Below are 25,496 nucleotides of genomic sequence, written 5' to 3' on the forward strand. Positions count from 1 at the left end.
CCCGCTCCGGTCGGGGTGCGGCATGGTTTCCCGCAGCTCCAGGAGTCACACTGACAGGGTGGACGCGCTTCGCACGGGTGACCAGGGACTGTTCGGCCCCTCCTCGGTGACCTGGCAGATGCACGGTGACCCCATGATGTGGGTCGCCGGGATCCGCGCGCTCTACCTTCAGGCCCTGCACCCCCGCGCGGTCCGGGGCGTCATGCAGAATTCCGACTTCCGGCGCGACGCCTGGGGCCGGCTGATGCGCACCGCGAACTTCGTCGGCACGGCGACGTACGGCACGACCGACGCCGCCGAGAAGGCCGGCGCCCGGGTCCGGAAGATCCACACCCTGCTCAAGGCCACCGACCCGGACACGGGGGAGCGGTACCGGATCGACGAGCCCGAGCTGCTGCTGTGGGTGCACTGCGCCGAGATCGACTCCTATCTGCACGTCCTGCGCCGCTCGGGGTTCCCGATGACGGACGCGCACGCCGACCGGTACATCGACGAACACCGGGTCAGCGCACGCCTGGTGGGCCTCGACCCTGCCGACGTACCGGCGAATCGGGCGGAGTTGGCCGCCTACTTCGAGCAGGTGCTGCCGGAGCTCGCCGCCGGGTCCGAGGCGCGGGACGTGGACGACTTCCTGTCGCGCCCGCCGACCCACCCGCTGCTCGTCCCGGCGCGCGCCCTGCTGTGGCGGCGCGTGGCGCATCTGGCGTATGCCGCTCTGCCGCCGTACGCCCACGAGCTGTACGGCAGACCCGCACCAGCCCCCTCCGCGGTGACCCGGCGCCTGCGTGTCACGGGCACCGTGCTGCGCTGCGTTCCCGCACGTCTTCGCTGGCAACTCCCGCCCAAACACATTCCGCGGGCCATGGCGCGGCTCGGCCCCGGCTCCCGACCGGCGCCGTACAAAGTCGGCAGATAACTCGCCATACTGGACGAGCCAGGGGAGGGCGCGGCGAGCAGCGACGGGGGCGATCGCACGAGATGGCGGAGACCAGGCTGATCCAGAGCCGGTACCGACTGCTCGATCTGATCGGGCGGGGAGGTATGGGTGAGGTGTGGCGCGCCCGCGACGAGTCGCTGGGGCGGCAGGTGGCCGTGAAGTGCCTCAAACCACTCGGCCCGCACCACGATCAGTCGTTCACCCGGGTGCTGCGGGAGAGATTCCGGCGCGAGGCCCGGGTGGCCGCCGCGCTGCAACACCGCGGGGTGACCGTGGTGCACGACTTCGGCGAGTCGGAGGGCGTGCTGTACCTGGTCATGGAGCTGCTGGAGGGCCGCAACCTCAGCCAGCTCCTGGAGGACAACAAGCAGCATCCGCTCCCCGTCGCCGATGTCGTCGACATCGCCGACCAGGTGTCCGGGGCCCTCGCCTACACCCACCAACAGGGCATCGTGCACCGCGACCTGAAGCCCGCCAACATCATGCGGCTGGCCGACGGCACGGTGAAGATCTGCGACTTCGGCATCGCGCGCCTCGGCCACGACATCGGCTTCACGGCCCGGCTGACCGGCACCGGCATCGCGATGGGCACCCCGCACTACATGTCGCCGGAGCAGATCAGCGGTGCCCAGGTCGACCAGCGCAGTGATCTGTACTCCTTCGGATGTGTGCTCTACGAAATCGCCACCGGGGCACCGCCGTTCGATCTGGACGACGCGTGGGCGATCCTCGTCGGCCACCGTGACACGCTTCCCGAGCCGCCGCGCCACCACCGCGCCGAGCTCCCCGAGTACTTCGAGCGGATCATCCTGGATCTGCTGGCCAAGGAGCCGGAGCGGCGGCCGCAGGACGCGCGCGAGCTCGGCCGGCGGATCGGCACGGGGCGTACGACTCCGGTGTACGTTCCGACGGTCGTGTCCCCCGCGGTGGGCCGTCCTGCCGATGAGCAGCGGATGCTGGAGCCGTCGAGGAGAGCTCCCACGCCCTCTTCCTCACGTGAACCCCGGCTGCCCTCCTGGACCCGGGGCATGACCACCGGCCACAAGGCGACCGGTGCCGGACTGGGCGGCGCCCTGCCGGACGCGGCGGCGGGCCTGACCGGCGAATGGACGGCGCGCCCGGCCATGTCCGTACCGGAGGCGCCGGAGCGCGTCGAACGCCCGACCCCCTCCCCGGAGTTGCTCACCACCCTGACGGGCCGGCACAACGCCGGACTGAGCCTCGGGCGGCTCGGCCGGTGGACCGAGGCGGGGGAGGTGCACCGCGCGGTCGCCGCCGAGCGCGAGCACGTCCTCGGCCCCGACCACCCCGACACCCTCGCCAGCCGCTACGAGGTCGGCTTCACCCTCAGCCGCACCGGACGCGCCGCCGAAGCGCTGCGCGAGTACGCGCGGGTCGCCCAGGGCAGGGAGCGGGCGCTCGGCCCCGGCCATCCCGACACCCTGGCCGCGCGCCAGGAAATGGCGTACATGCTGGGTCAGTTGGGTCGCCACTTCGAGGCGCACCAGGCGTACATCGAGGTGCTCGCCGCCCGGGAGCGCGCCATGGGCCCCGACCATCCCGACACCCTGCGCTGCCGCCACAACCTCGCCTTCAACCTGAGCAGGCTGGGCCGCCTGGAGGACTCGTACCGAATGGCGAGCGAGGTCGCCGCCGCGCGGACCCGGGTGCTCGGTGCGAACCACCCCGACACGCTTGTGACACGATACGAAGTCGCATACGCGCTCGGTCAGTTGGGGCACTGGCCCGAGGCGTTGGGGACCTACCGGGAAGTGGCCGAGGCACGGGCCCAGGCCCTCGGCCCCGACCACCCGGACACCCTCTCCGCCCGCTACGAGGTCGGCATCAGTCTCGGCCGGCTCGGCCGCAGCGCGCAGGCCCTGGAGCTGTACCGGGACCTGATCGACGACCGCACCCGGGTGCACGGCCCCGCCCACCCCGAGACCCTGCGCGCCCGGCACGGTCTCGGCGTCAACCTGGGTCGGATGGGGCGCTGGGAAGAGGCGCTCGCCGAATCCCGCGACGTGTGGGCGATCCGTGAGCGCGTCCTCGGCCCCGACCACCCGGACACCCTCGTCAGCCGCCGCGAGGTCGCGGTCGGCCTCGGCTGGCTGGGCCGCTGGTCCGACGCCCTCACCGAGTACCGGGGCGTCGCCACCGCCCGCGAACGCGTCCTCGGCCCCGACCACCCCGACGCCCTGGCCAGCCGCAACGACGAGGCACACTGCCTGGAGCAACTGGGCCGGGGCCAAGAGGCGGTGGAGTTGTACCGGAGGGTGGCGGCGTTACGCCAACAGCGGGCCGCACGGGGAGGCTGAGGGGCTCTCGTGCAGGGTTGCGCTCGCCCTGTTCGAGCGGCGGCACCGGCCATACGGCGGAAGGCTCCCGGGCGGCCCCGCCCGCGCCGCCGCGCAGGGGTGGGCGCCCGCACCCCGTCCGGATGCCCGCCGGGTGCCGCGTACCTCTGGCCGTTCTAGATCATCGCGTGCTACGAAGAACCATGCCTGCACACGAGGGATACGACGTCGTGATCGTCGGCGGGGGCCACAACGGTCTCGTCGCCGCCGCCTACCTGGCCCGGGCCGGCCGGTCCGTGCTGGTGCTCGAGCGCCTGGGGAGCACCGGCGGCGCCGCCGTGTCCACCCGGCCGTTCGCCGGAGTCGACGCGCGGCTGTCGCGCTACTCCTACCTGGTCAGCCTGCTGCCCCGGAAGATCGTGCGGGATCTGAGCCTCGACTTCCGCGTGCGTGGCCGCACCGTGTCCTCGTACACGCCGGTCGAACGCGACGGCCGGCCCACCGGCCTGCTCGTCGGCGGTGGCGAGCGCCGCACCCGCGAGGCCTTCGCGCGTCTGACCGGCTCGGACCGCGAGTACGAGGCCTGGCAGCGCTTCTACGGCATGACCGGCCATGTCGCCCAGCAGGTCTTCCCGACGCTCACCGAACCGCTCCCCACCCGCGAGGAACTCCGCGCCCGCATCGACGACGAGGAGGCCTGGCGGGTCCTCTTCGAGGAGCCGGTCGGTGTCGCCGTGGAGGAGAACTTCACCGACGACCTCGTACGCGGTGTGGTCCTCACCGACGCGCTCATCGGGACCTTCGCGGACGCCCACGACCCGTCCCTGCGCCAGAACCGCTGCTTCCTTTACCACGTGATCGGCGGCGGCACCGGCGCCTGGGACGTGCCGGTCGGCGGCATGGGTGCCCTCACCGACGCGATCGCCGCGGCGGCGCGCGCCGCGGGCGCGGTGATCGTCACCGGCCACGAGGCGGTACGCATCGAGACCGACGGGCGGGCCGCCGAGGTCACCTACCGCACCGCGGACGGCGAGGGCGTCGTTCCGGCCCGGCACGTCCTCGTGAACGCCTCGCCGCAGGAACTCGCGCACCTCACCGGCGACGAACCGCCCACCCCCGCCGAGGGCGCCCAGCTGAAGGTCAACATGCTGCTCAAACGGCTGCCGAGGCTGCGCGACACCTCCGTCGACCCGCGCGAGGCGTTCGCCGGCACCTTCCACATCGCCGAGGGCTACGAGCAGTTGGCGACCGCCCACGCGCAGGCCGCGTCCGGCGAGCTGCCCACCGCCCCGCCCTCCGAGATCTACTGCCACTCCCTCACCGACCCGAGCATCCTCGGCCAGGACCTGGTCGAGCAGGGCTATCAGACCCTCACCCTCTTCGGCCTCCACACGCCCGCCCGGCTGTTCGAGCGGGACAACGACGCCGTACGGGCGGAGCTGTTGAAGTCGACGCTGGCGCAGCTGGAGGCACACCTCGCCGAACCGCTCGCCGACTGCCTGGCCACCGACGCGGACGGCCGCCCCTGCATCGAGGCGAAGACCCCGCTCGACCTGGAGCGCGACCTGCGGCTGCCCGGCGGCAACATCTTCCACCGCGACCTCGCCTTCCCGTACGCCCAGGAGGGCACGGGCCGCTGGGGCGTCGAGACCCGGCACGCGAACGTCCTGCTGTGCGGGGCGGGCGCGGTGCGCGGGGGCGGCGTGAGCGGGGTACCCGGGCACAACGCGGCCATGGCCGTACTGGAGGGCGGGGACGACTAGGGCCTCTCCGGCTGGTCGGTCGTGTGCCGTCGGCGTGACGCGAGGTCTGCAACTCTGTCGAGGGACTGGCCAGAAAACTGACGGAGCATCAGAAAAGGCCTTCCCTCGTCCGGAGGACTGCGGCATTCTGCGGCCATGCAGACGGAGCTGAGCAAGAAACTGGGAGTCGAGCACGCCATTTTCGGCTTCACGCCGTTTCCCGCCGTCGCCGCGGCCATCAGTCGCGCGGGCGGATTCGGTGTGCTCGGCGCGGTCCGCTACACCGCACCCGACGACCTCAAACGCGACCTCGACTGGATCGAGGCGAACGTCGACGGCAAACCGTACGGCCTGGACGTCGTCATGCCCGCGAAGAAGGTCGAGGGGGTGACGGAGGCCGACGTCGAGGCGATGATCCCCGAGGGGCACCGGCAGTACGTCAAAGACACCCTCGCCAAGTACGGCGTGCCCGAACTCGCCGAGGGCGAGGCATCCGGCTGGCGCATCACCGGCTGGATGGAACAGGTCGCCCGCACCCAGCTCGACGTCGCCTTCGACTACCCGATCAAACTGCTCGCCAACGCGCTGGGCTCACCGCCCGCCGACGTCGTCGACCGCGCCCACGAACGCGGAGTGCTCGTCGCGGCCCTCGCGGGCAGCGCCCGGCACGCGCGCAAACACGCCGAGGCGGGCATCGACGTCGTCGTCGCGCAGGGCTACGAGGCCGGCGGCCACACCGGCGAGATCGCCTCGATGGTCCTCACCCCCGAAGTCGTCGACGCCGTCGACCCGCTGCCCGTACTGGCGGCGGGCGGCATCGGCAGCGGACAGCAGGTGGCCGCCGCCCTCAGCCTCGGCGCCCAGGGGGTGTGGCTCGGCTCCCTGTGGCTGACCGTCACGGAAGCCGACATGCACTCGCCCGCCGTGACCCGCAAGCTGCTCGCCGCCGGGTCCGGCGACACCGTCCGCTCGCGCGCGCTGACCGGCAAGCCCGCCCGCCAGCTGCGCACCGAGTGGACCGACGCCTGGGACGACCCGAACGGCCCCGGCACGCTCCCCATGCCGCTCCAGGGGCTGCTGGTGGCCGAGGCGGTCTCCCGGATCCAGAAATACGAGGTGAAACCGCTGCTCGGGACGCCGGTGGGGCAGATCGTCGGCCGGATGAACAGCGAGCGCAGTGTCCAGGCCGTCTTCGACGACCTGACGAGCGGCTTCGAGCGGGCCGTCGAGCGCGTCAACCGGATCGCGGGAAGGGGCGAACAGTCTTGACTTCTCCCCCTCCTGGAGGAGGGGGATTCTTACGGCTCGCGCCGTGAGGGTTTCTGCTTCGTTGCCGACTGCCTGTCCGGAGTACTCCGTTGAGGTCTTACGCCAGCTCCACAGACTGTCACCGCCAGCCCGGCGGCCAGGAGGTTGTGCGCCGCGTTCACGTCGCGGTCGTGGGTCGTGCCGCAGTCGCACGTCCAGGTGCGGACGTTCAGCGGCATCGCCTCTTGCAGGGTGCCGCAGGCGGAGCACAGCTTGGAGGAGGGGAACCACCGGTCCACGGCGATCACCTCGCGGCCGTACCACTGGGCTTTGTACTCCAGCATGCTGCGGAACTCGCTCCACGCCGCGTCGCTGATGGCGCGGGCGAGCCGGTGGTTTTTGACCATGTTGCGCACGGTCAGGTCCTCGATCACGATCGTTTGGTTTTCACGAACGAGCCGAGTGGTGATCTTGTGCAGCGTGTCGCGGCGCCGGTCAGCGATCCGTGCATGGATCTTCGCGACCTTCAGCCGGGCCCTGGCCCGGTTCGACGAGCCCTTCTCCTTCTTCGCGAGACGCCGCTGTGCCTTGGCCAGAGCGGCACGGTCACGGCGCTCGTGCCGGGGGTTGGTGATCTTCTCTCCGGTCGAGAGGGTCAGAAGATGCTCCAGCCCGGCGTCGATGCCGACCGCGTTCGCGTTCGCGGACAGCGGCTTGATGCCGGGGTCGTCGCACAGCAGGGAGACGAACCAGCGGCCCGCCGCGTCCTGCGAGACCGTCACGGTGGACGGGCTCATACCCTCGGGCAGCGGGCGCGACCACACGACGGCCAGCGGCTCGGTCATCTTCGCCAGTGTCAGCGCTTTGTCGCGGAAGCGGAATGCGCTGGTGGTGTACTCCGCGCTCTTGCGCGACTTCTTGCGCGACTTGAACCGCGGGTACTTCGCCCGCTTGCCGAAGAAATGGGTGAACGCTGTCTGCAGGTGCCGCAGAGCCTGCTGGAGGGGGACCGAGGACACCTCGTTCAGGTAGGCCAGCTCCTCGGTCTTCTTCCACGCCGTCAGCATCGCCGACGTCTGGTGGTAGTTGACCCGCTCCTGGCGGGTCACCCACGCCTGGGTACGGGCGGCGAGCGCCATGTTGTAGACCTTCCGCACGCACCCGAACGTGCGCGACAGCTCCGCTGCCTGCGCATCCGTCGGATAGAAGCGGTACCGATACGCCCGCTTCACGTGAGTGGTCACAGCTCACAAACTATCGCATCGACTTGTCACTATCTGCGGGAAGTTGGCCGCGAAAGACGATCCGCCCTGGCGGCGAATCGTCTTTCCCTGCCCTGCTCCGCAGAAGTCCGTTTCCTCTCCACCCGGAAGGGCGGAGTATCCACGGAGGGATCAGATGAGCACCTCACCCAACGGCTTCTGGGCCCAGGCCACCGCCGACCCCGGGCGGACGGTCCTCGTCACCCCGGACGGGGATGAGTGGACCGCCGGACGGCTGCACGCCGCGGCCAACCAACTCGTCCACGGTCTGCGCGCCGCGGGACTCGAACGCGGCGACGCCTTCGCGGTCGTCCTGCCCAACGGCGTCGAGTTCTTCGTCGCCTACCTCGCCGCCTCCCAGGCGGGCCTCTACCTGGTGCCGGTCAACCACCACCTCGTCGGCCCCGAGATCGCCTGGATCGTCTCCGACTCGGGCGCCAAGGTGCTGATCGCCCACGAACGGTTCGCCGACGCCGCCCGCCACGCCGCCGACGAGGCGAAGCTTCCGCTGGCGCAGCGGTACGCGGTGGGCACGGTGGCGGGCTTTAGGCCGTACGCAGAACTCCTCGACGGACAGCCCGACTCGGCGCCCGACGACCGCACCCTCGGCTGGGTCATGAACTACACCTCGGGCACCACGGGCCGCCCCCGCGGCATCCGGCGCCCGCTGCCCGGCAAGCTCCCCGAGGAGTCGTACCTCGGCGGCTTCCTCGGCATCTTCGGCATCAGGCCGTACGACGACAACGTGCACCTGGTCTGCTCGCCGCTCTACCACACCGCGGTACTCCAGTTCGCGGGCGCTTCCCTGCACATCGGTCACCGTCTGGTGCTGATGGACAAGTGGACGCCCGAGGAGATGCTCCGCGTCATCGACGCCCACGCCTGCACCCACACCCACATGGTCCCGACCCAGTTCCACCGGCTGCTGGCACTCCCCGACGAGGTGAAGGCGCGCTACGACGTCTCCTCGATGCGGCACGCCATCCACGGCGCGGCCCCGTGCCCGGACCATGTGAAACGGGCCATGATCGAGTGGTGGGGCCACAGCGTCGAGGAGTACTACGCGGCCAGCGAGGGCGGCGGCGCCTTCGCGACCACCGAAGACTGGCTGAAGAAGCCCGGCACGGTCGGCAAGGCCTGGCCCATCAGCGAACTCGCGGTCTTCGACGACGACGGCAACCGGATGCCACCCGGTGAACTCGGCACCGTCTACATGAAGATGAGCACCGGCGGATTCTCGTACCACAAGGACGAGAGCAAGACGAAGAAGAACCGCATCGGCGACTTCTTCACCGTCGGTGACCTGGGCTGTCTCGACGAGGACGGCTATCTCTTCCTCCGCGACCGCAAGATCGACATGATCATCTCGGGTGGTGTCAACATCTACCCGGCCGAGATCGAGGCCGTGCTGCTCTCCCACCCCGCCGTCGCCGACGCGGCCGCCTTCGGCATCCCGCACGACGACTGGGGCGAGGAGGTCAAGGCCGTCGTCGAGCCCGCCGCGGGCCATGAGCCCGGCCCGGCCCTCGCCGCCGACATCCTCCGCCACTGCGAGCGCCTGCTCGCCGGGTACAAGCGCCCCAAGAGCGTCGACTTCATCGAGTCGATGCCGCGCGACCCGAACGGGAAGCTGTACAAGCGCCGGCTGCGGGATCCCTACTGGGAGGGCCGTACGCGAGCGGTGTGACAGCGGAGCGGGGTGTGACCGGGGTGGTCCCTGCCCGCGCGGGCAGGGCCCACCCCGCTGCCGTCAGCGGTGCTCGCCCACGCGGATCACCCGCAGCCCGGGTGAGGACGCGATGTCCTTCTCGCAGAACCGGGAGGTGACCCACTTCCCTTCGGAGAACAGCCGTGTCTGGTCGCTGAAGTGCGGCGAGTTCGGGTTCGACGACTGGGAGTAGGTCAGCAGCGTACGGGCGACCGGGCAGGGGCCGCCGTCCCAGCCGACGGCCTGGATGTACGAGGACCCCGTGGTGACTTCGGTGTATCCGCCGGCCGCCGCGTCCCACACCGGCTCGACCTTGTTCCACACGCCGAGCGACTCCGTGCCGCCCGGTACGGGGATGCGCTGCTCGCCCCGGACGACGACCTGGTGCGCGCCGAGCGTCGTGTCCAACGCGATGCCCGCCGCCCGCAGCTCGCTCACCGCGTCGGCGAGGGCCGTGGCCAGGCCGGGCGCTGCGGTGTTGAGCGTGTTCGGCGTGTGGACGGGGTCCGCCGCGGAGAACGGGACCTTCCAGAGCTGCGCGGGTCCGGTCGCGGCGGTCAGCCGCCGCCAGAACCGGTCGAAGAGCAGCGCGCCTCGGCTGCCGGTCCTCATGGAGTGGTCCCACGCCCTCAGCACGCCGCAGGCCTCGCTCACGTCGACTGCCTTGCCGTCGCTGCCCGTTGCCGTCCCACCGGGCAGCGCGGCACAGGCACGGGCCGTGTCGTCGGCGATGAGGTCACCCGAGGTCGCCCGGTTCGCGAACTGCTGCGCCTGCAGGTCCCGTACGGTCAGCTCCCCCTTGGTGGCCATCGCGGACACGGCCGCCTTCGCGCCGCGCGCACGGGTCGACAGCGGCGAGCCGATCGGCCCGAAGACCCGTTCGTATCCGGTGAGCGGCCGGTCCGTATTGGCGAGCCATGAGCTGTCGTTGGAGTTCTCCGCGTACGGAGCGTCCTTGAGGACCGGCATTTTCGCGGGCCCGAAGATCCCGGGCTGTACGGCGTCGGGGTCGCTGCCCAGTGCGCAGTCGCCGCGGGAGCCGTCGAGGACCGCGATACCGGACGACGGATAGAGGGCCTTGCCGAGCGCCGTCGAGCAGCGCTGGGCCAACTCGTCGGTGATACGCGGGAGTACCTGCGACTGCGTGAACAGTGAGTGGCCGCCCGAGTCGGCGGCGACCGTGTTGATCCAGGGCAGCCCCTGTGTGCGCCTCAGCGTCGTGAGGACGTCGGCCGTGCTGCGGGCCCGGCCGAAGCCGAGGGCGGTGTCGGGGGCGCGCAGGTTCTCGGCGTTGGGGTCGTTGAGGGCGTACGCCGTCGTGGACGTCCAGGGCAGCGGGAGTCCCGCGCCGAGCGAGGTGACGATCGGGCCGTAGCGGGTCCACCACTGGGCGCGGGTGACGGGCGGGCCGCCCAGCGCCTCGACGGTGACGGTCCGCCTCGTCATCCGCTCCGGCTTCCCGTCCACCAGGTACCTCGTCGGGTCGGCCGGATCCAGCGTCAGCTGGTGGAGGTTGAGCGTGACGCCGGTGGCGACGGTATGGCTCCAGGCCATCCGTGCGTTGTGTCCGATGGAGACCGTGGTGGAGCCGAGCAGCGCGCCGCCCGAGACGTTCAGCTCGCCGGGGATCGTCTGCTGCGACTGCCAGAAACGACGGCCGCCCTGCCACGGGTAGTGCGGGTTGCCGAGCAGCAGTCCGCGGCCGTTCGCCGTGGTGGCACCGCTGAAGGCGACCGCGTTGGACCCCATGTCGGCGGTGTCGAAGAGTATGCGGGCGGCGCGCGCGGCACTCCGCGCGTCGGGCGCGCCGGCGGCCGTCCGCGCGGCGGTCGTCGCGGGCGGCTGCGCGGCCGTGATGCCGTCGACCGCGCGGCCCTGACCGCCGAGCACCGCCAGCGCGAAGGTACGCGCGGCCACGTCCACCGCGGTCACGGGCCGGACCCAGGAGGCGCCCCGGCAGGCCGGATCGGTGATCCGGTTCTGGGCGAGCCAGGCGTTGTAGCCGGCCGCCCAGCCCCGCGTCAGCTCCTTGGAATCGCGGCTCGGGCCCCGTGGCGCGGGCTCCGCGAGCAGCTTCTCCACGGTGCCCGTCGCACGCACGCCACGGAAGTAGAGGTCGCTGGAGAGGTTCTTGGCCGCCGAGGACAGCGAACCGTCCGGCTCCGCGTCGGGACCGAAGAAGCGGGAGCGTTCGCCGCGTACGGTCACGAATCCGTCGGCGAGGGTGCACACCTGGTCGGCGGCCTGCGCCCAGCCGGTGCCGAAGCCGAGGTCCGCGTAGTTCTTCGCAAGGATGTGTGGAATGCCGTATTCGGTGTAGCGGATCACGGCGGACAGACCGCCGGAGGACGGGTGGGACGGAGAGTGGTGACGCTCCTGGCCGTTCGCGGCGGTCGCGGGCAGCGCGGCCGAGGCGGTGAGCAGTGCGACGGCCAGGACGGTGAACCGTCTGGGGCGGATGCGCATCGTGCCTCCCGACATCATTGAGGGAAGGGGCGGTTGAGCGTAACAACGGTCACAGACGTGTGACCTGGTGTCGGTACGTTCCACGGCGGGGTTGATCCTCTTCGCGCCAAGGGTGCGGGACGCTTGACCGCGCTCGCGGGCCGGAACGAGGATCGCGGCAGAGCAGCCGGACGAAGGAGCAGGTCATGACGGCGGGTCAGAACCCCACGGTGGCGGCGGGACGGAGCGTCACGGTCGACGGGGTGCTGCGGCGCAGCGCCCGGCGGACCCCTGAACGCGTCGCGGTCCACTACCGCGACCGGTCCTGGACCTACGCCGAACTCGACGAGGCCGTCTCTCGCGCTGCCCAGGTGCTGCGCGTCTCGGGACTGGCACCGGGCGACCGTGTCGGTGCCTACGGCCACAACTCGGACGCGTACCTGATCGGCTTCCTCGCGTGTGCGCGTGGCGGGCTGGTGCACGTGCCGGTCAACCAGAACCTGACCGGTGACGACCTCGCGTACATCGTCGGACAGGCGGGCTGCGGGCTGGTCCTGGCCGATCCGGACCTGGCTGGGAACCTCCCCGGGGGAACCCGCGTTCTCGCCCTGCGAGACAGCGACGACTCGCTGCTCGCGCGACTCGACACGACCACGCCGTACGACGGTCCGGAGCCTCGCGGCGAGGACCTGACGCAGCTCCTCTACACCTCGGGCACCACCGCGCTGCCCAAGGGCGCCATGCTGACCCACCGTGCGCTGGTGCACGAGTACCTCAGCGCGATCACCGCCCTCGATCTGCAGGCCGGCGATCTGCCCGTGCACTCGCTGCCGCTCTACCACTCGGCGCAGATGCATGTGTTCTTGCTGCCCTATCTCGCGGTCGGTGCCGTGAACGTCATCCTCGACGCGCCCGACGCCGGGCAGATCCTCGACCTGGTCGAGGCCGGACACGCGGACAGCCTGTTCGCGCCGCCCACCGTCTGGATCGGACTGTCCAACCGTCCCGACTTCGCCACCCGAGACCTGAGCGGACTGCGCAAGGCGTACTACGGGGCGTCGATCATGCCGGTGCCGGTTCTGGAACGGCTGCGGGAGCGGCTGCCGAAGCTGGCGTTCTACAACTGCTTCGGCCAGAGCGAGATCGGACCGCTGGCCATGGTCCTCGGACCCCACGAGCACAAGGGGCGGATGGACTCCTGCGGGCGGCCGGTGTTGTTCGTCGAGGCGCGGGTCGTCGACGGGTCCGGCAAGGACGTGCCCGACGGGGAGCGGGGAGAAATCGTCTACCGCTCACCGCAGTTGTGCGAGGGCTACTGGGACAAGCCGGAGGAGACCGCGGAGGCCTTCCGCGACGGCTGGTTCCACTCCGGGGACCTGGCCGTGCGCGACGAGGAGGGCTACTTCACCGTCGTCGACCGGGTGAAGGACGTCATCAACTCCGGTGGCGTACTGGTCGCCTCACGTCAGGTCGAGGACGCGCTCTACACTCACGACGCCGTCGCCGAGGTGGCCGTGATCGGGCTCCCCGACGAGCGGTGGATCGAGGCGGTCACGGCGGTCGTCGTCGCCCGCACCGAGGTCACCGAGGCCGAACTCGTCGCCCACGCACGCGAGAAGCTCGCCGCCTTCAAGGCGCCCAAGCAGGTCCTCTTCGTGGACGAACTGCCACGCAACGCCAGCGGAAAGATCCTCAAACGCGAGCTGAGGGACCGCTTCACGGACGCACGGGCCGAAGCCGTCCAGGGGTAGAGCGTCCTGGCGATGACGGCCGGTGACCGTCGCGTTCGACGGTCACCGGCCACCCCGGGACGGGCTCGGCGTGGGGCGGCGGTTGTGCCGCGTGCGTCAGCGGGCTGTCTCCGTCGCCACCGAGCGCGCCCACCGGTAGTCCGCCTTGCCGCTGGGCGAGCGCTGGATGGTGTCGGTGATGACGAGCTGGCGGGGGATCTTGTAGCCCGCCAGATGGCCCCGGCAGTGGGACTGGATGTCCTCCAGCGAGGGCCTGCCCGCGCCCTCGCGGAGCTGGACGACCGCCGCCACGTGGTTGCCCCACTTCTCGTCCGGCACCCCGGCGACCAGCGCGTCGTACACGTCCGGATGGGACTTTAGGGCCTGCTCGACCTCCTCCGGATAGACCTTCTCGCCACCGGTGTTGATGCACTGGGAGCCGCGGCCGAGGACGGTGACGATGCCCTCCTCGTCGACCGTCGCCATGTCACCGAGCAGCACCCACCGCTCGCCGTCCTTCTGGAAGAAGGTCTCGGCGGTCTTCTTCGGGTCGTTGTAGTAGCCGAGGGGCACATGGCCGCGCTGTGCGACCCGGCCGGGCTCGCCGACGGCGACCGGCTCGTACGTGGCCGGATCCACCACCTGTGTACGGGAGTTGACCCGCAGCCGGAATCCCTTACCGGCCCCCGAGTCCGCGGTCGCGGTGCCGTTGAAGCCGGACTCCGAGGAGCCGTAGTTGTTGAGCAGCATCACGTTCGGGACCAGTGACTGGAACTGCTCACGCACCGTCTCCGACATGATCGCGCCGGACGAGGACACGCTGAACATCGAGGAGCAGTCCGTGCCCTTCATCGGCCCCCGCAGCGCGTCGATCAGCGGGCGCAGCATCGCGTCGCCGACCAGCGACATGCTGGTGATCTTCTCCTTCTCCACCGTCCGCAGGACCTCTTCGGGCACGAACTTGCGGTGGATCACCACCCGTTGGCCGAAGTTGAACCCGATGAACGCCGTCAGTGTCGAGGTGCCGTGCATCAGCGGGGGAGTGGGGAAGAAGGTGATGCCCTCACCGCCGGCCGCCACCCGCGCGGCGAGCTCCTCCGGCTTCTTGATCGGCTCGCCCGTCGGGGCCCCGCCGCCCAGTCCGGAGAAGAACAGGTCCTCCTGACGCCACATCACACCCTTGGGCATGCCGGTGGTGCCGCCGGTGTAGATGATGAACTGGTCGTCCGCCGAGCGCGGTGGGAAACCCCGTTCGGGGGATCCGGCGGCCTCGGCCTCGGCGAAGTCCACGGCGGGCAAGGAGGCCCTGCCGGTCGCCGCGCTCCCCACCCGCAGGAGGTGCCGCAGCGCCGAGGCCCGCGGCAGTGCCGCCGCCACCCGGTCGGTGAACTCCGTGTCGAAGACCAGTGCCACGAGATCCGCGTCCCGGTAGAGGTAGACCAACTCCTCTTCCACGTAGCGGTAGTTGACGTTGACCGGCACGATCCGTGCCTTCAGGCAGCCCAGCACGGTCTGCACGTACTCGACGCCGTTGTAGAGGTGCAGTCCAAGGTGCTCGCCGGGGCGGATGCCGCTGTCGATCAGGTGGTGGGCGATGCGATTCGCCGCCGAGTCGAGTTGCGCGTACGTCAGACGGCGCTCGGCGCCCGTGCCCGGATGGTCGATGTACACGAGCGCCTCGCGGCCCGGAACCACGTCGACGACCGACTCGAACAGGTCGGCAAGGTTGTACTCCACCGCTCCTCCTGACGTCGTGCGTCCGGGTCCGCCCCTCGGCTCGACGGCCATCAGAGCAAAGCCCGCCACAAGTGGGAAGGGCTCGCGCAGAAGAAATCTGACTGTCTGTCAGAAAACTCTTGTACTGGTCCCGCGCCTACTGCAACCTGTTCTCGTTCCAGAGAGCCTGTCTGACGGGAGGACGGCAATGGGTGGTACGGAACACCTCACCGTGCAGCGCGAAGGCGCCACACTGGTGCTCACGCTCAACAGGCCCGAGGCCAAGAACGCGCTCTCGCTGCCGATGCTCGTCGGTCTGTACGACGGCTGGATCGAGGCCGACGAGGACGACGCGATCCGCTCGATCGTGCTCACCGGTGCGGGGGACGCCTTCTGCGCCGGCATGGACCTCAAGGCGCTCGCGGGGCGGGGCATGGAGGGCCAGCAGTACCGGGACCGGCTGAAGGCCGACCCCGATCTGCACTGGAAGGCGATGCTGCGCCACCACCGCCCCCGCAAACCGGTGATCGCCGCCGTCGAGGGCCACTGTGTCGCGGGCGGCACCGAGATCCTCCAGGGCACCGACATCCGGGTCGCGGGCGAGTCGGCGACCTTCGGGCTCTTCGAGGTCAAGCGCGGGCTGTTCCCGATCGGCGGCTCCACGGTCCGTCTGCAACGCCAGATCCCACGCACGCACGCCCTGGAGATGCTCCTCACGGGGCGTCCGTACTCGGCCCGGGAGGCCGCCGGGATCGGCCTGGTCGGACACGTCGTGCCCGACGGGACGGCGCGGCAGAAGGCCCTCGAGATCGCCGAACAGATCAACGCCTGCGGGCCGCTGGCCGTCGAGGCGGTCAAGGCGTCCGTGTACGAGACCGCCGAGATGACGGAGACGGAGGGCCTCGCGGCCGAGCTGGCCCGCGGCTGGCCGATCTTCGACACCGCCGACGCGAAGGAAGGCTCCCGAGCCTTCACCGAGAAGCGCCCACCCGTCTATCGGCGCGCGTGACGTCCGGGGTCGTGACGGTGCGCGGGGCCGGGACGGGCGTGACAGCGACCTTCTGCGGCCGGAAGGGGAGACCCGAGGGCCCTGGGTTCCGCTTTCGGGGGCGTGCTCGATCCTCTCCTTCCCCAGACCGAGTCACCACGTGCTCGATCCTCCCCCTCCCCCCGACGGAGTCGTGACGCGCACGATCCCCCTCCCCTAAGGAGACAACCGGGATGCCCGAAGTCCTCAAAGCCCCCCTCGTCGTCGAGTTCCCCTTCACCCGTTCGCTCGGCCCCGTCCAGAGCGCGTTTCTCACCGGGCTGCGTGAGCGTGTCGTCCTTGGCGTGAAGACCGCCGACGGCCGGACGCTCGTCCCGCCCGTCGAGTACGACCCCGTCACCGCGGAGGACCTGGGCGAGCTCGTCGAGGTCGCCCCCACCGGCACCGTCACCACCTGGGCCTGGAACCACCAACCCCGTCGGGGCCAGCCCCTCGACACCCCTTTCGCCTGGGTCCTGGTCCGGCTCGACGGCGCCGACACCGCCCTCCTGCACGCCCTGGACGCACCGGACCCCGACGCCGTACGCACCGGTATGCGCGTGCGTGTCCGCTGGGCGGCGCAGCGCGCCGGCGCCATCACCGACATCGCCTGTTTCGAGCCGTACGACGGAGACCGCCCGGAGATCGCGGGTCACGACGGGCGGTTCGAGGACATGGTCACCGGCATCGTCGCCCCCGCGCGCCTCGACTACGTCTACTCGCCCGGCCGCGCCCAGTCCGCCTACATCGACAGCCTCTCCTCGCGGCGCACCGTGGGCGAGCGCTGCCCGTCCTGCCACAAGGTGTACGTCCCGCCGAGGGGTGCCTGTCCCACCTGCGGTGTCATGACGTCGGAGCAGGTGGAGGTGGGCCCTCGCGGCACCGTGACCACGTACTGCATCGTCAACATCAAGGCCAGGAACCTCGACATCGAAGTGCCGTACGTCTACGCGCACATCGCCCTCGACGGCGCCGACCTCGCGCTGCACGGCCGGATCGGCGGCATCCCCTACGACCAGGTGCGCATGGGGCTGCGGGTGGAGCCGGTGTGGACGGAGGGCGGCCGCCATCCCGACCACTACCGGCCCACCGGCGAACCCGACGCCGAGTACGAGACGTACAAGGAGCTGTTGTAGATGCCGCCCATCAGGGACATCGCCGTCGTCGCCTTCGCGCAGAGCGACCATCTGCGCACCACCGACGAGCTCTCCGAGGTGGAGATGCTCATCCCGGTCCTGCATGCCGTCCTCGACCAGACCGGGCTGAAGACCAGCGACATCGGTTTCACCTGCTCCGGTTCGACCGACTACCTCGCGGGCCGCGCCTTCTCCTTCACCATGGCCCTCGACGGGGTGGGCGCCTGGCCGCCGATCTCCGAGTCGCACGTGGAGATGGACGGGGCCTGGGCGCTGTACGAGGCCTGGACGAAACTGCTCACCGGGGACGCCGACACCGCGCTGGTGTACGGGTACGGGAAGTCGTCACCCGGATCCGTACGGGACGTTCTGACCCGGCAGCTCGACCCGTACTACGTCGCGCCCCTGTGGCCCGACTCCGTTGCCCTCGCGGCCCTTCAGGCGCAGGCGCTCATCGACGCGGGCGAGACCGACGAGCCCGCGCTCGCGGGGGTGGCGTCCCGCAGCCGCGCTTCGGCCGTCACCAACTCCCATGCGCAGCTTCGGGGTTCGGTGGACCAGGGTGGGTACCTCGTACGGCCCCTGCGCGTCGGCGACTGCCCGCCCGTCAGCGACGGTGCCGCCGCCGTGATCCTCGCGGCGGGGGAGCGGGCCCGCGAACTGTGCGAGCGGCCCGCCTGGATCCGGGGCATCGACCACCGCATCGAGGCACACGGCCTCGGCGTGCGCGACCTGACGGACTCGCCGTCGACCCGCCTCGCCGCCGAGCGGGCCGGAGCCTTCGAACGGCCCGTCGACACGGCCGAGTTGCACACGCCGTTCACCTCCCAGGAGGTGGTCCTGCGCAAGGCGCTTCGACTGGGCGAGGAGGTGCGCGTCAACCCGTCCGGCGGAGCGCTCGCCGCCAACCCGATCATGGCCGCCGGGCTCATCCGCATCGGTGAGGCCGCCGCCCGCGTCCACCGGGGCGAGTCCGACCGGGCGCTCGCCCACGCCACCTCCGGGCCCTGCCTCCAACAGAACCTGGTCGCCGTACTCGAAGGGGATCCCCGATGAGCAAGGAGCCCGTGGCCGTCGTAGGCATCGGCCAGACCAAGCACGTGGCGGCCCGACGGGACGTGTCCATCGCGGGACTCGTCCGCGAGGCCGCCGGGCGGGCGCTCGCCGACGCCGAGTTGACGTGGGCCGACATCGACGCCGTGGTCATCGGCAAGGCGCCCGACTTCTTCGAGGGCGTCATGATGCCGGAGCTGTACCTCGCCGACGCGCTCGGCGCGGTCGGCAAGCCCATGCTGCGGGTGCACACGGCGGGTTCCGTCGGCGGATCCACGGCCCTGGTCGCGACGAACCTGATCGCGGGCCGCGTCCACGGCACCGTCCTGACCCTGGCCTACGAGAAGCAGTCCGAGTCGAACGCCATGTGGGGCCTGTCCCTGCCGATCCCCTTCCAGCAGCCGTTGCTGGCCGGCGCGGGCGGCTTCTTCGCGCCGCACGTACGGGCGTACATGAGGCGCACCGGCGCGCCCGACACCGTCGGCTCGCTGGTCGCGTACAAGGACCGGCGCAACGCGCTGAAGAACCCGTACGCCCATCTCCACGAGCACGACATCACGCTGGAGAAGGTGCAGGCCTCGCCCATGCTGTGGGACCCGATCCGCTACTCGGAGACCTGCCCGTCCTCCGACGGCGCCTGCGCGATGATCCTCACCGACCGGGCGGGGGCGGCCCGCTCGCCGAGGCCGCCCGCGTGGCTGCACGGCGGCGCGATGCGCAGTGAGCCGACGCTGTTCGCGGGCAAGGACTGTGTGTCGCCGCAGGCGGGCAAGGACTGCGCGGCCGACGTGTACCGGCAGGCGGGCATCGCGGACCCGCGCCGTGACATCGACGCCGTGGAGATGTACGTGCCCTTCTCCTGGTACGAGCCCATGTGGCTGGAGAACCTCGGTTTCGCCGAGGAGGGCGAGGGCTGGAAGCTCACCGAATCCGGTGTGACCGAGCTTGACGGGGACCTGCCCGTCAACATGTCGGGCGGTGTCCTCTCCACCAATCCGATCGGTGCCTCCGGCATGATCCGCTTCGCCGAAGCGGCACTTCAGGTGCGCGGTCAGGCGGGAGAACACCAGGTGGAAGGGGCTCGCAGGGTGCTGGGGCACGCCTATGGAGGAGGATCCCAGTTCTTCTCGATGTGGCTGGTCGGGGCCGAGCCGCCCACCTCCTGACAGCGTCCCCCTCACGTGGCCTGTCCGCCGCCGGAACCGATCGCTAGGCTGGCGGCGGACGACGAACCGGGAGGAGCACGGACGTGGCCGAGAGCACCATCGAGCAGCACCCGCTGGCGGGGTGGGACAAGCCTGAGCTGGACCTCAGCAACGCCGAATGGCAGTCCAGCAGCCGAGGGCGGGGAGACGTCCAGATCGCTTTTGTCGAGGGCTTCATCGCGATGCGCAACAGTGGCCGTCCCGCGAGCCCTTCCTTGATCTTCACACCGGCCGAGTGGGGCGCGTTCGTGTCGGGCGCCCGCGAGGGAGAGTTCGACCTGACCTGAGCCGACCCGACCCGATCTGACGTCGAGACTTCGAGCCGACGCCCCATGCAAGGAGTCGAGACTTCGAGCCGACGCCCCATGCAAGGAGGGGATACGCGACGTGGGTCCCGTCCCGGGGCCGGTGCCCCATCGGGGGTCCGGTTCCAGGACGAGGCTTCTCTTTGGGGGCGGGCGATCCGTGAACGGCGCGATGGCCCCGGGGCGACTGAACGGGGCGGTGGACCCGAGCGGCTAATGGGTGCACGTGTACCTATCATTAACGCCATGGCGGAATCGAACGACGCGGACACCCGGCTCGCCCTGGACCTCGCCCTCACCATCCGGCACGACGGACAGGGCGGAGTGGCCGACGACCTCACGAAAGCCGGCGGACTCACCGACTGGGTGCGGGGACACGCCGACCTGCTGCCCGGAGCCGACACCTTCATCGCCGACGCCGCCGCGCTCGCCGCCGTCCGCGACCTGCGCGCCGCGGTCCGCGCCCTGTTCGCCCGCGCCGTGCGCCCCGGCGACCCCAGCCCGGCCGACGCCGCCCGGCTGCTGCCCGTACCGCAGGCGGTACTGCGCCTCAACACCGCCGCCGCCCTCGCACCGACCGTCCCCGTCCTCACCTGGGACGACGGCGCCGAACCCGTCGTGCGCCAGCAGCCCTCGGGCGGCGCCGTTCCCCTCCCGGCACTGCTCGCCCGCGCCGCCCTCGCCTTCCTCGCGAGCCCGGACCGGTCGCGGCTGCACGCCTGCCACGCGCCGCGCTGCGTGCGCTACTTCATCAAGGAACATCCGCGACAGGAGTGGTGCAAACCCTCGTGCGGGAACCGCGCCCGCGTCGCCCGCCATCACGAACGGCACAGGAAATCCGCGCAGGCCGTGGGGGACTGACCGAAGAAACCGGTCGGTCGGCCGAAGCCCGCGCCGGTAGCGGCGGAAGGGCTCCCCACGAGGCGCTACGAGCGTACGCTGAGGTCCCTGGAGGTCACGGTACGCATCCGCTCCCCGCGCGGACCACACCGCCGTGGCCGGGGGGTGGATCATGGGACAGCGCGGTGTACGCAACAGAAGGACACTTTTCGAACGGGAGGGTGAACTCGCCGCCGCCGAGGAGGCGTTGAACGAGCTCACCGGTCTGCGCGAGGACGGAACCGAAGCACCCGAGCGGCCCCGCGGCGCGCTCCTCGCCTTCGCCGGACGTGCCGGAATCGGCAAGACCACCCTCCTCGCCGAGGTGCGCCGCCGCGCCGCCGCCCGGGGCTGCACCGTCCTGTCCGCGCGCGGCGGCGACCAGGAACAGGGCGTCGCCTTCCACGTCGCCCGCCAGCTCCTGCAACCGCAGTTCGCCGGGTCCCCGGAGGCGGAAATCCGCGCCCAGCTGGGGAGTTGGTACGCGATCGTCGGTCCCGCGCTCGGCCTGTGCGCCCCGACCGAGGGCACCGCGCCCGACCAGCAGGGCCTGCGCGACGGCCTCGACTGGGTGCTCACCCACCTCGCGGTGCAGCGCGCCCCGATGGTGCTCGTCCTCGACGACGCGCACTGGGCCGACCCCGAGTCACTGAGCTGGCTCGCCGCCTTCGCACCACGCGCGGAGGAACTGCCGCTGCTGCTGACCGTCGCCTACCGGCCCGACGAACTCCCCGACCACGCCGAGGCGTTCAGGGGCCTTCCCGGACGCGCGGGCCAGCGCCCCCTCGACCTCGAACCGCTCAGCGCCGCCGCCGTCGCCGGACTCGTCCGCGAGGACCTCGGCACCGTGGCGGACGACGTGTTCTGCCGCGAATGCTGGGCGGTCACCGCGGGCAACCCCTTCGAGGCGGTGGAGCTGACCGCGAAGGTCCGCGACCGCGGACTGGTCCCGACCGAGGAAGGGGCGCACCTGCTGCGCGACCTCGCCGCCGCCGTCAAGGGCAGCGGCCTGATCGCACGCCTCGAACGCCTGGGCACCTCCACCGTCCGCTTCGCCTGGGCCTGCGCCGTCCTCGGTACCGAGATCCCGCCGACCCTGGCCGCCGCCGTCGCCGGGCTCGGCTCCGAGGAGGCCGCCGACGCCGCGGACGCCCTGCGCGGCGCCCGAATCCTCGCCGGCGCCGACACCCTGGAGTTCGTCCACCCCCTCATCGCCACCGCCGTCTACCGCGCCATCCCCAGCGGCGTCCGCGTGGCCCTGCACGGCCAGGCCGCGTGGTGCGTCATCGACGAAGGGCTCGGCCCCTCCGCCGCCGCCCGCCACCTCATGGAGACCCACCCCGAGGGCGACAACTGGGTCGTCCAGCAACTGCGCGCCGCCGCCCGCGAGACCCAGCGCGCCGGAGCCCCCGACGCCGCCCGCCGCTACCTGGCCCGGGCCCTGCGTGAACCGCCGCCCCTCAAGGAGCGGGCCGCGGTCCTCCACGAACTGGGCTGCGCCTCCCTGCTCACCGAACCGGCGACCACCGTCAACCACCTCCGGGCCGCCCTGGAAGAACCCATCACCGACCCGGAGCTGCGCCACAACATCGTCTACCGGCTCTCCCAGGTCCTCGCCCACAGCGACCGGCTCGCCGAGGCCTCCGAGACGCTCGCCCGTGAGATCCGCGTGACCGGAGACGCCCGGGTCCGGCTGCGCATGCAGTCCGAACAGTTCATGTGGGACGCCTTCCGCGCCGACGAACCCGACTCCCCGGCCCGCTCCCGCCGCCTGGCCCGCCTCGCCGACCGGCTCACCGGCCGCGACCTCACCGAGCGCTATGTCATCGGCCTGCGCGCCTGGGACGCCACCCTGCGCGGCGAGCCCGCCCACGTCGCGCTCCACCACGCCGAACGCGCCCTCGCCGGAGGGATCCGCTGGGCCGAGGCCGACCGCGGCTTCGAGGTGCCCGTCCTGGTCGCCCTCACCTTCATGTACGCCGACCGCCCGGGCCGCACCGAGGAACTGTTCGCCGCCGGGATCGCCGACTTCGAGTCCCAGGGCTGGCACGGCGCCCACCTCTCCTTCGGCTACACCCTCCTCGGATACGTCCGCTACCGCCGCGGCCGACTCGTCGAGGCCGAGGACTTCGCCCGCGCGGGCCTCAGGCTCGCCGAACGCGTCGGCGCCGGCACCCCCGTCCACTGGTACGCCGTCGGCGTCATCATCGAGATCCTGCTCGCCCGCGGCCGCGTCACCGAGGCCGCTCAGATCGGCGAGGACCACGCGTTCGGCGCGCCCTTCCCGGCCGCCGTCACCTTCCCCGACGTCCAGACCGTGCACGGCGAACTGCTGCTCGCCCGCGGCCTCACCAAGGACGCCGCCGCCGAGCTCGAAGCGGCCGGGCGCCGCCTGGACCCACGCGGCATGCGCAACCCCTCCTGGTGCCCCTGGCAGCTCCACCTCGCCCGCGCCGAAAGCCACGACGCGCCGGAACGCGCCGTCGCCACGGCACTCGAAGCGGTGCACCGCGCCCGCCAGTTCGGCGCCCCCTCGGCCGTCGGACAGGCGCTGCGGGCCGCCGCCGACGTCTCCTCAGGCTCGACCCGCGTCAAGCTCCTCGAAGAGTCCGTCAGCCATCTGGAGCGCTCCCCGGCCGCCTACGAACTGGCCTGCGCGCTGGTCGCCCTGGGCACCGAACTGCGTCGCTCGGGCTCTCCCAAGGAGGCCGCAGAACACCTCTACCGAGGACTGGACGCGGCCATGCAGTGCGGCGCCGACGGCCTCGGCGACGAGGCCCGCGCCGAGCTTGCCGCCGCCGGACTGCGCCCGCGCCGCCTGCACAGCACCGAGACGGACACCCTCACCGCACGTGAACGCACGGCCGCCGCGCTCACCGCCCGGGGCCGCACCACGACCGAGGTCGCCGAGGAGCTGGGGACCGACGAACCGGCCGTCGTCCGCCTGCTCTCGGCGGTCTACCGGAAGGTGGGCACGGACCGTACGGGACTGGCGGCGGCACTGGGCCAGCAAACGGTCCGGTAGCCACGCGCGACAGGTCCGGAAACCATGCGGGCCCGGTCCGGAAGCCACGTACAACCGGTCCGGCAACCACGTACAACCGGTCCGGAAGCCACGTACAACCGGTCCGGCAACCACGTACAACCGGTCCGGAAGCCAAGTACAACCGGTCCGGAAGCCAAGTACAACCGGTCCGGAAGCCGCGCACGCGGGACGCCCCCAAGGCCCGGTTCACGCCCGGGCACGTACCATTGCGGCATGTCCTTCCTCCGCCGCCGCAGCGCCACGCCCGCCGGGCCCGACTTCGACGTTCTGGCCATGGATCCGGGTGACTGGCCGGGCAATCTCGGCGCGGGTCTGCTGCCCGCCCCCGACGGCAGTTGCCAGGGTGTCTTCCTGCGCTACGACCTGTTCGGCGGCCGCGGCCCCGCGATGATCATCGGCAATCTGCCCGAGGGCTCCCCGGCCCGCGAGGTCGCCGAGGACGAGATCCCCTTCGAGGTGGCCCAGCTGCTGCTGGCGCTGGAGAACGACGAGGAGGTCACCGTCACCGGGACCGAGGACATCCCGGTGATGCAGGGCGACGGTCTCCTCATCGTGCGCCGTCTCAAGCTCTCCGAGACCCGCATCTCCTGCGTGCAGTTCGACCGCGACGACAACGTCCTGGTGACCATCGCCGCCTGGGACCGTCCCATCACCGACGACCTGTACGCCCTGCTCAAGCCCCTGCCCCCGGAGCTGTTCCAGCAGGGCTGAGGCCCCGGCGCCGCGCTCAGGCGGCCGGCTGCCACCCGAGTGCAGGACCGAGCCGGGTGGCGATGTCGGTGAGGATCTGCACGTAGTCCTCGTGCCCGAAGGTGAACGGCAGCGCGAACGCGACCTCGTCGACCTCCCGGAACGCGGCGTGGGCGTACAGCCGTTCGGCGATCTCCTCGGAGGTGCCGACGAGATCGGGCGCGAACATCATCCGGGCCGGGCCCTGCGGAGTCGCGGTACGAGGAGTGCGCTTCAGGGCGTACTCCTCGTACTTCTCGCGCTGCTCGGGTGAGGCGCTGTCGGTGGGGATGACGACGAGGCCCTGGGAGACCCGGGCACGGTCGCCGTCGGGGTGGTGGGCGCGGAACGTCCGGATGTGCGACCGCTGGATCTCGGCGAAGTCCTCGGACTCCTCCGCCTTGACGACACTGCTGGTCAGCAGGTTCATCCCGTGCTCGCCCGCCCACTGCGCGGAGCGCAGGCTGCCACCGCCGTACCACATGCGCCGGCCGAGGCCCGCGGCGTGCGGCTGGACGCGGTCGGAGAACACCTCGAAGCCCTCGATCCCGCTGAAGTCGGTCGCCGGCTTGCCGCGCACGAAATCCAGCAGCCGTTCCACGCGGGCGTAACTGAAGTCCTCGGCGTCGCCGGTGTCGGGGTAGAGGGCCTGCTTGACCTGGTTGTAGTGCATCGGCGGGCCGACGCTGACGCCCGGGTTGAGGCGGCCCCCGGACAGGATGTCGACCGTGGCAAGGTCCTCGGCCAGCCGCAGCGGGTTCTCCCACCCGACCGGGATGACCGCCGTCCCCAGCTCGATCCGGCTGGTGCGCTGCGAGGCCGCCGACAGGACGGCCACGGGGGAGGAGATCCCGTACTGGAGATGACGGTGCCGTACCCACGCGCTGTCGAATCCCAGCTGCTCACCGAGCTCGATGATCTCCAGCGTCGACTCGTGACCCCGCCGTGGGTCGGCCTCGTCGAACAGTCCGATGGTCAAGAAGCCCAGCTTCCGCAGGGGGTGTGAGGGCAGTGGCACGAGGCTCCTCCAA

The 25,496-nt window shown here is 71.3% G+C and carries 18 protein-coding genes; 14 read left to right on the plus strand and 4 right to left on the minus strand.

The window, feature by feature from the left end:
- Positions 1–22: 22 nt before the first annotated feature.
- The 4 genes from SMIR_RS37695 (at position 23) to SMIR_RS37710 (ending at position 6,245) form a co-directional block, all read left to right on the plus strand.
- Entirely contained in the window at positions 23–916 is an 894-nt protein-coding gene (locus tag SMIR_RS37695) for an oxygenase MpaB family protein (protein ID WP_211118599.1), read from the plus strand.
- Between the two features lie 62 nt (positions 917–978).
- Entirely contained in the window at positions 979–3,255 is a 2,277-nt protein-coding gene (locus SMIR_RS37700) for a serine/threonine-protein kinase (RefSeq protein WP_168489141.1), read from the plus strand.
- Positions 3,256–3,437: 182 nt separating this feature from the next.
- Positions 3,438–4,997, plus strand: coding sequence for a phytoene desaturase family protein (locus SMIR_RS37705; protein WP_212728037.1), 1,560 nt, complete (start codon positions 3,438–3,440; stop codon positions 4,995–4,997).
- Positions 4,998–5,132: 135 nt separating this feature from the next.
- A complete protein-coding gene (locus SMIR_RS37710) occupies positions 5,133–6,245 on the plus strand; it encodes an NAD(P)H-dependent flavin oxidoreductase (protein ID WP_212728038.1) in 1,113 nt (370 codons plus the stop codon).
- Positions 6,246–6,274: 29 nt separating this feature from the next.
- Here the strand turns inward: SMIR_RS37710 and SMIR_RS37715 are convergent, their stop codons facing one another.
- On the minus strand, positions 6,275–7,468 hold the full coding sequence (locus tag SMIR_RS37715; RefSeq protein WP_168489135.1) for an RNA-guided endonuclease InsQ/TnpB family protein: 1,194 nt from the start codon (positions 7,466–7,468) through the stop codon (positions 6,275–6,277).
- Between the two features lie 154 nt (positions 7,469–7,622).
- Here SMIR_RS37715 and SMIR_RS37720 point away from each other — a divergent pair, with 154 nt between their 5' ends.
- Positions 7,623–9,173 (plus strand): acyl-CoA synthetase, encoded by a 1,551-nt coding sequence (locus SMIR_RS37720; protein ID WP_168489133.1) that lies wholly within the window; start codon positions 7,623–7,625, stop codon positions 9,171–9,173.
- 63 nt (positions 9,174–9,236) lie between these two features.
- Here SMIR_RS37720 and SMIR_RS37725 read toward each other — a convergent pair whose 3' ends face one another.
- Positions 9,237–11,660, minus strand: coding sequence for a penicillin acylase family protein (locus SMIR_RS37725; protein WP_212728039.1), 2,424 nt, complete (start codon positions 11,658–11,660; stop codon positions 9,237–9,239).
- Between the two features lie 185 nt (positions 11,661–11,845).
- Between SMIR_RS37725 and SMIR_RS37730 the strand changes: the two genes are divergently transcribed.
- A complete protein-coding gene (locus tag SMIR_RS37730) occupies positions 11,846–13,390 on the plus strand; it encodes an acyl-CoA synthetase (RefSeq protein WP_212728040.1) in 1,545 nt (514 codons plus the stop codon).
- A 96-nt stretch (positions 13,391–13,486) separates the two neighbouring features.
- Here the strand turns inward: SMIR_RS37730 and SMIR_RS37735 are convergent, their stop codons facing one another.
- Positions 13,487–15,106, minus strand: coding sequence for an acyl-CoA synthetase (locus tag SMIR_RS37735; protein WP_212728041.1), 1,620 nt, complete (start codon positions 15,104–15,106; stop codon positions 13,487–13,489).
- A gap of 187 nt (positions 15,107–15,293) precedes the next feature.
- Between SMIR_RS37735 and SMIR_RS37740 the strand changes: the two genes are divergently transcribed.
- The 8 genes from SMIR_RS37740 (at position 15,294) to SMIR_RS37775 (ending at position 24,447) form a co-directional block, all read left to right on the plus strand.
- Positions 15,294–16,094, plus strand: a complete 801-nt coding sequence (locus SMIR_RS37740; protein ID WP_168489084.1) for a crotonase/enoyl-CoA hydratase family protein — start codon at positions 15,294–15,296, stop codon at positions 16,092–16,094.
- A gap of 212 nt (positions 16,095–16,306) precedes the next feature.
- On the plus strand, positions 16,307–17,248 hold the full coding sequence (locus tag SMIR_RS37745; protein WP_212728042.1) for a Zn-ribbon domain-containing OB-fold protein: 942 nt from the start codon (positions 16,307–16,309) through the stop codon (positions 17,246–17,248).
- Positions 17,249–18,304 carry a thiolase family protein gene (locus SMIR_RS37750; protein ID WP_212728043.1) on the plus strand — a complete coding sequence of 352 codons (1,056 nt, stop codon included), beginning with the start codon at positions 17,249–17,251 and terminating at the stop codon, positions 18,302–18,304.
- Positions 18,301–19,467 carry a thiolase family protein gene (locus tag SMIR_RS37755; protein ID WP_168489077.1) on the plus strand — a complete coding sequence of 389 codons (1,167 nt, stop codon included), beginning with the start codon at positions 18,301–18,303 and terminating at the stop codon, positions 19,465–19,467. Before SMIR_RS37750 ends, SMIR_RS37755 begins: the two co-directional genes overlap by 4 nt.
- An 83-nt stretch (positions 19,468–19,550) precedes the next feature.
- Positions 19,551–19,793 (plus strand): DUF397 domain-containing protein, encoded by a 243-nt coding sequence (locus SMIR_RS37760; protein ID WP_054232930.1) that lies wholly within the window; start codon positions 19,551–19,553, stop codon positions 19,791–19,793.
- 264 nt (positions 19,794–20,057) lie between these two features.
- A complete protein-coding gene (locus tag SMIR_RS37765) occupies positions 20,058–20,672 on the plus strand; it encodes a CGNR zinc finger domain-containing protein (RefSeq protein ID WP_168489073.1) in 615 nt (204 codons plus the stop codon).
- Between the two features lie 151 nt (positions 20,673–20,823).
- Positions 20,824–23,715, plus strand: coding sequence for an ATP-binding protein (locus SMIR_RS37770; protein WP_168489071.1), 2,892 nt, complete (start codon positions 20,824–20,826; stop codon positions 23,713–23,715).
- 234 nt (positions 23,716–23,949) lie between these two features.
- The gene (locus SMIR_RS37775; RefSeq protein WP_060898022.1) at positions 23,950–24,447 is read left to right on the plus strand and encodes a hypothetical protein; all 498 of its coding nucleotides are present in this window, start codon (positions 23,950–23,952) and stop codon (positions 24,445–24,447) included.
- A 16-nt stretch (positions 24,448–24,463) separates the two neighbouring features.
- On the opposite strand, the gene SMIR_RS37780 is transcribed toward SMIR_RS37775, so the two are convergent.
- Positions 24,464–25,483, minus strand: coding sequence for an LLM class flavin-dependent oxidoreductase (locus tag SMIR_RS37780; protein WP_212728044.1), 1,020 nt, complete (start codon positions 25,481–25,483; stop codon positions 24,464–24,466).
- Positions 25,484–25,496 lie beyond the last annotated feature (13 nt).

The organism is Streptomyces mirabilis (assembly GCF_018310535.1).
Lineage (GTDB): Bacteria > Actinomycetota > Actinomycetes > Streptomycetales > Streptomycetaceae > Streptomyces.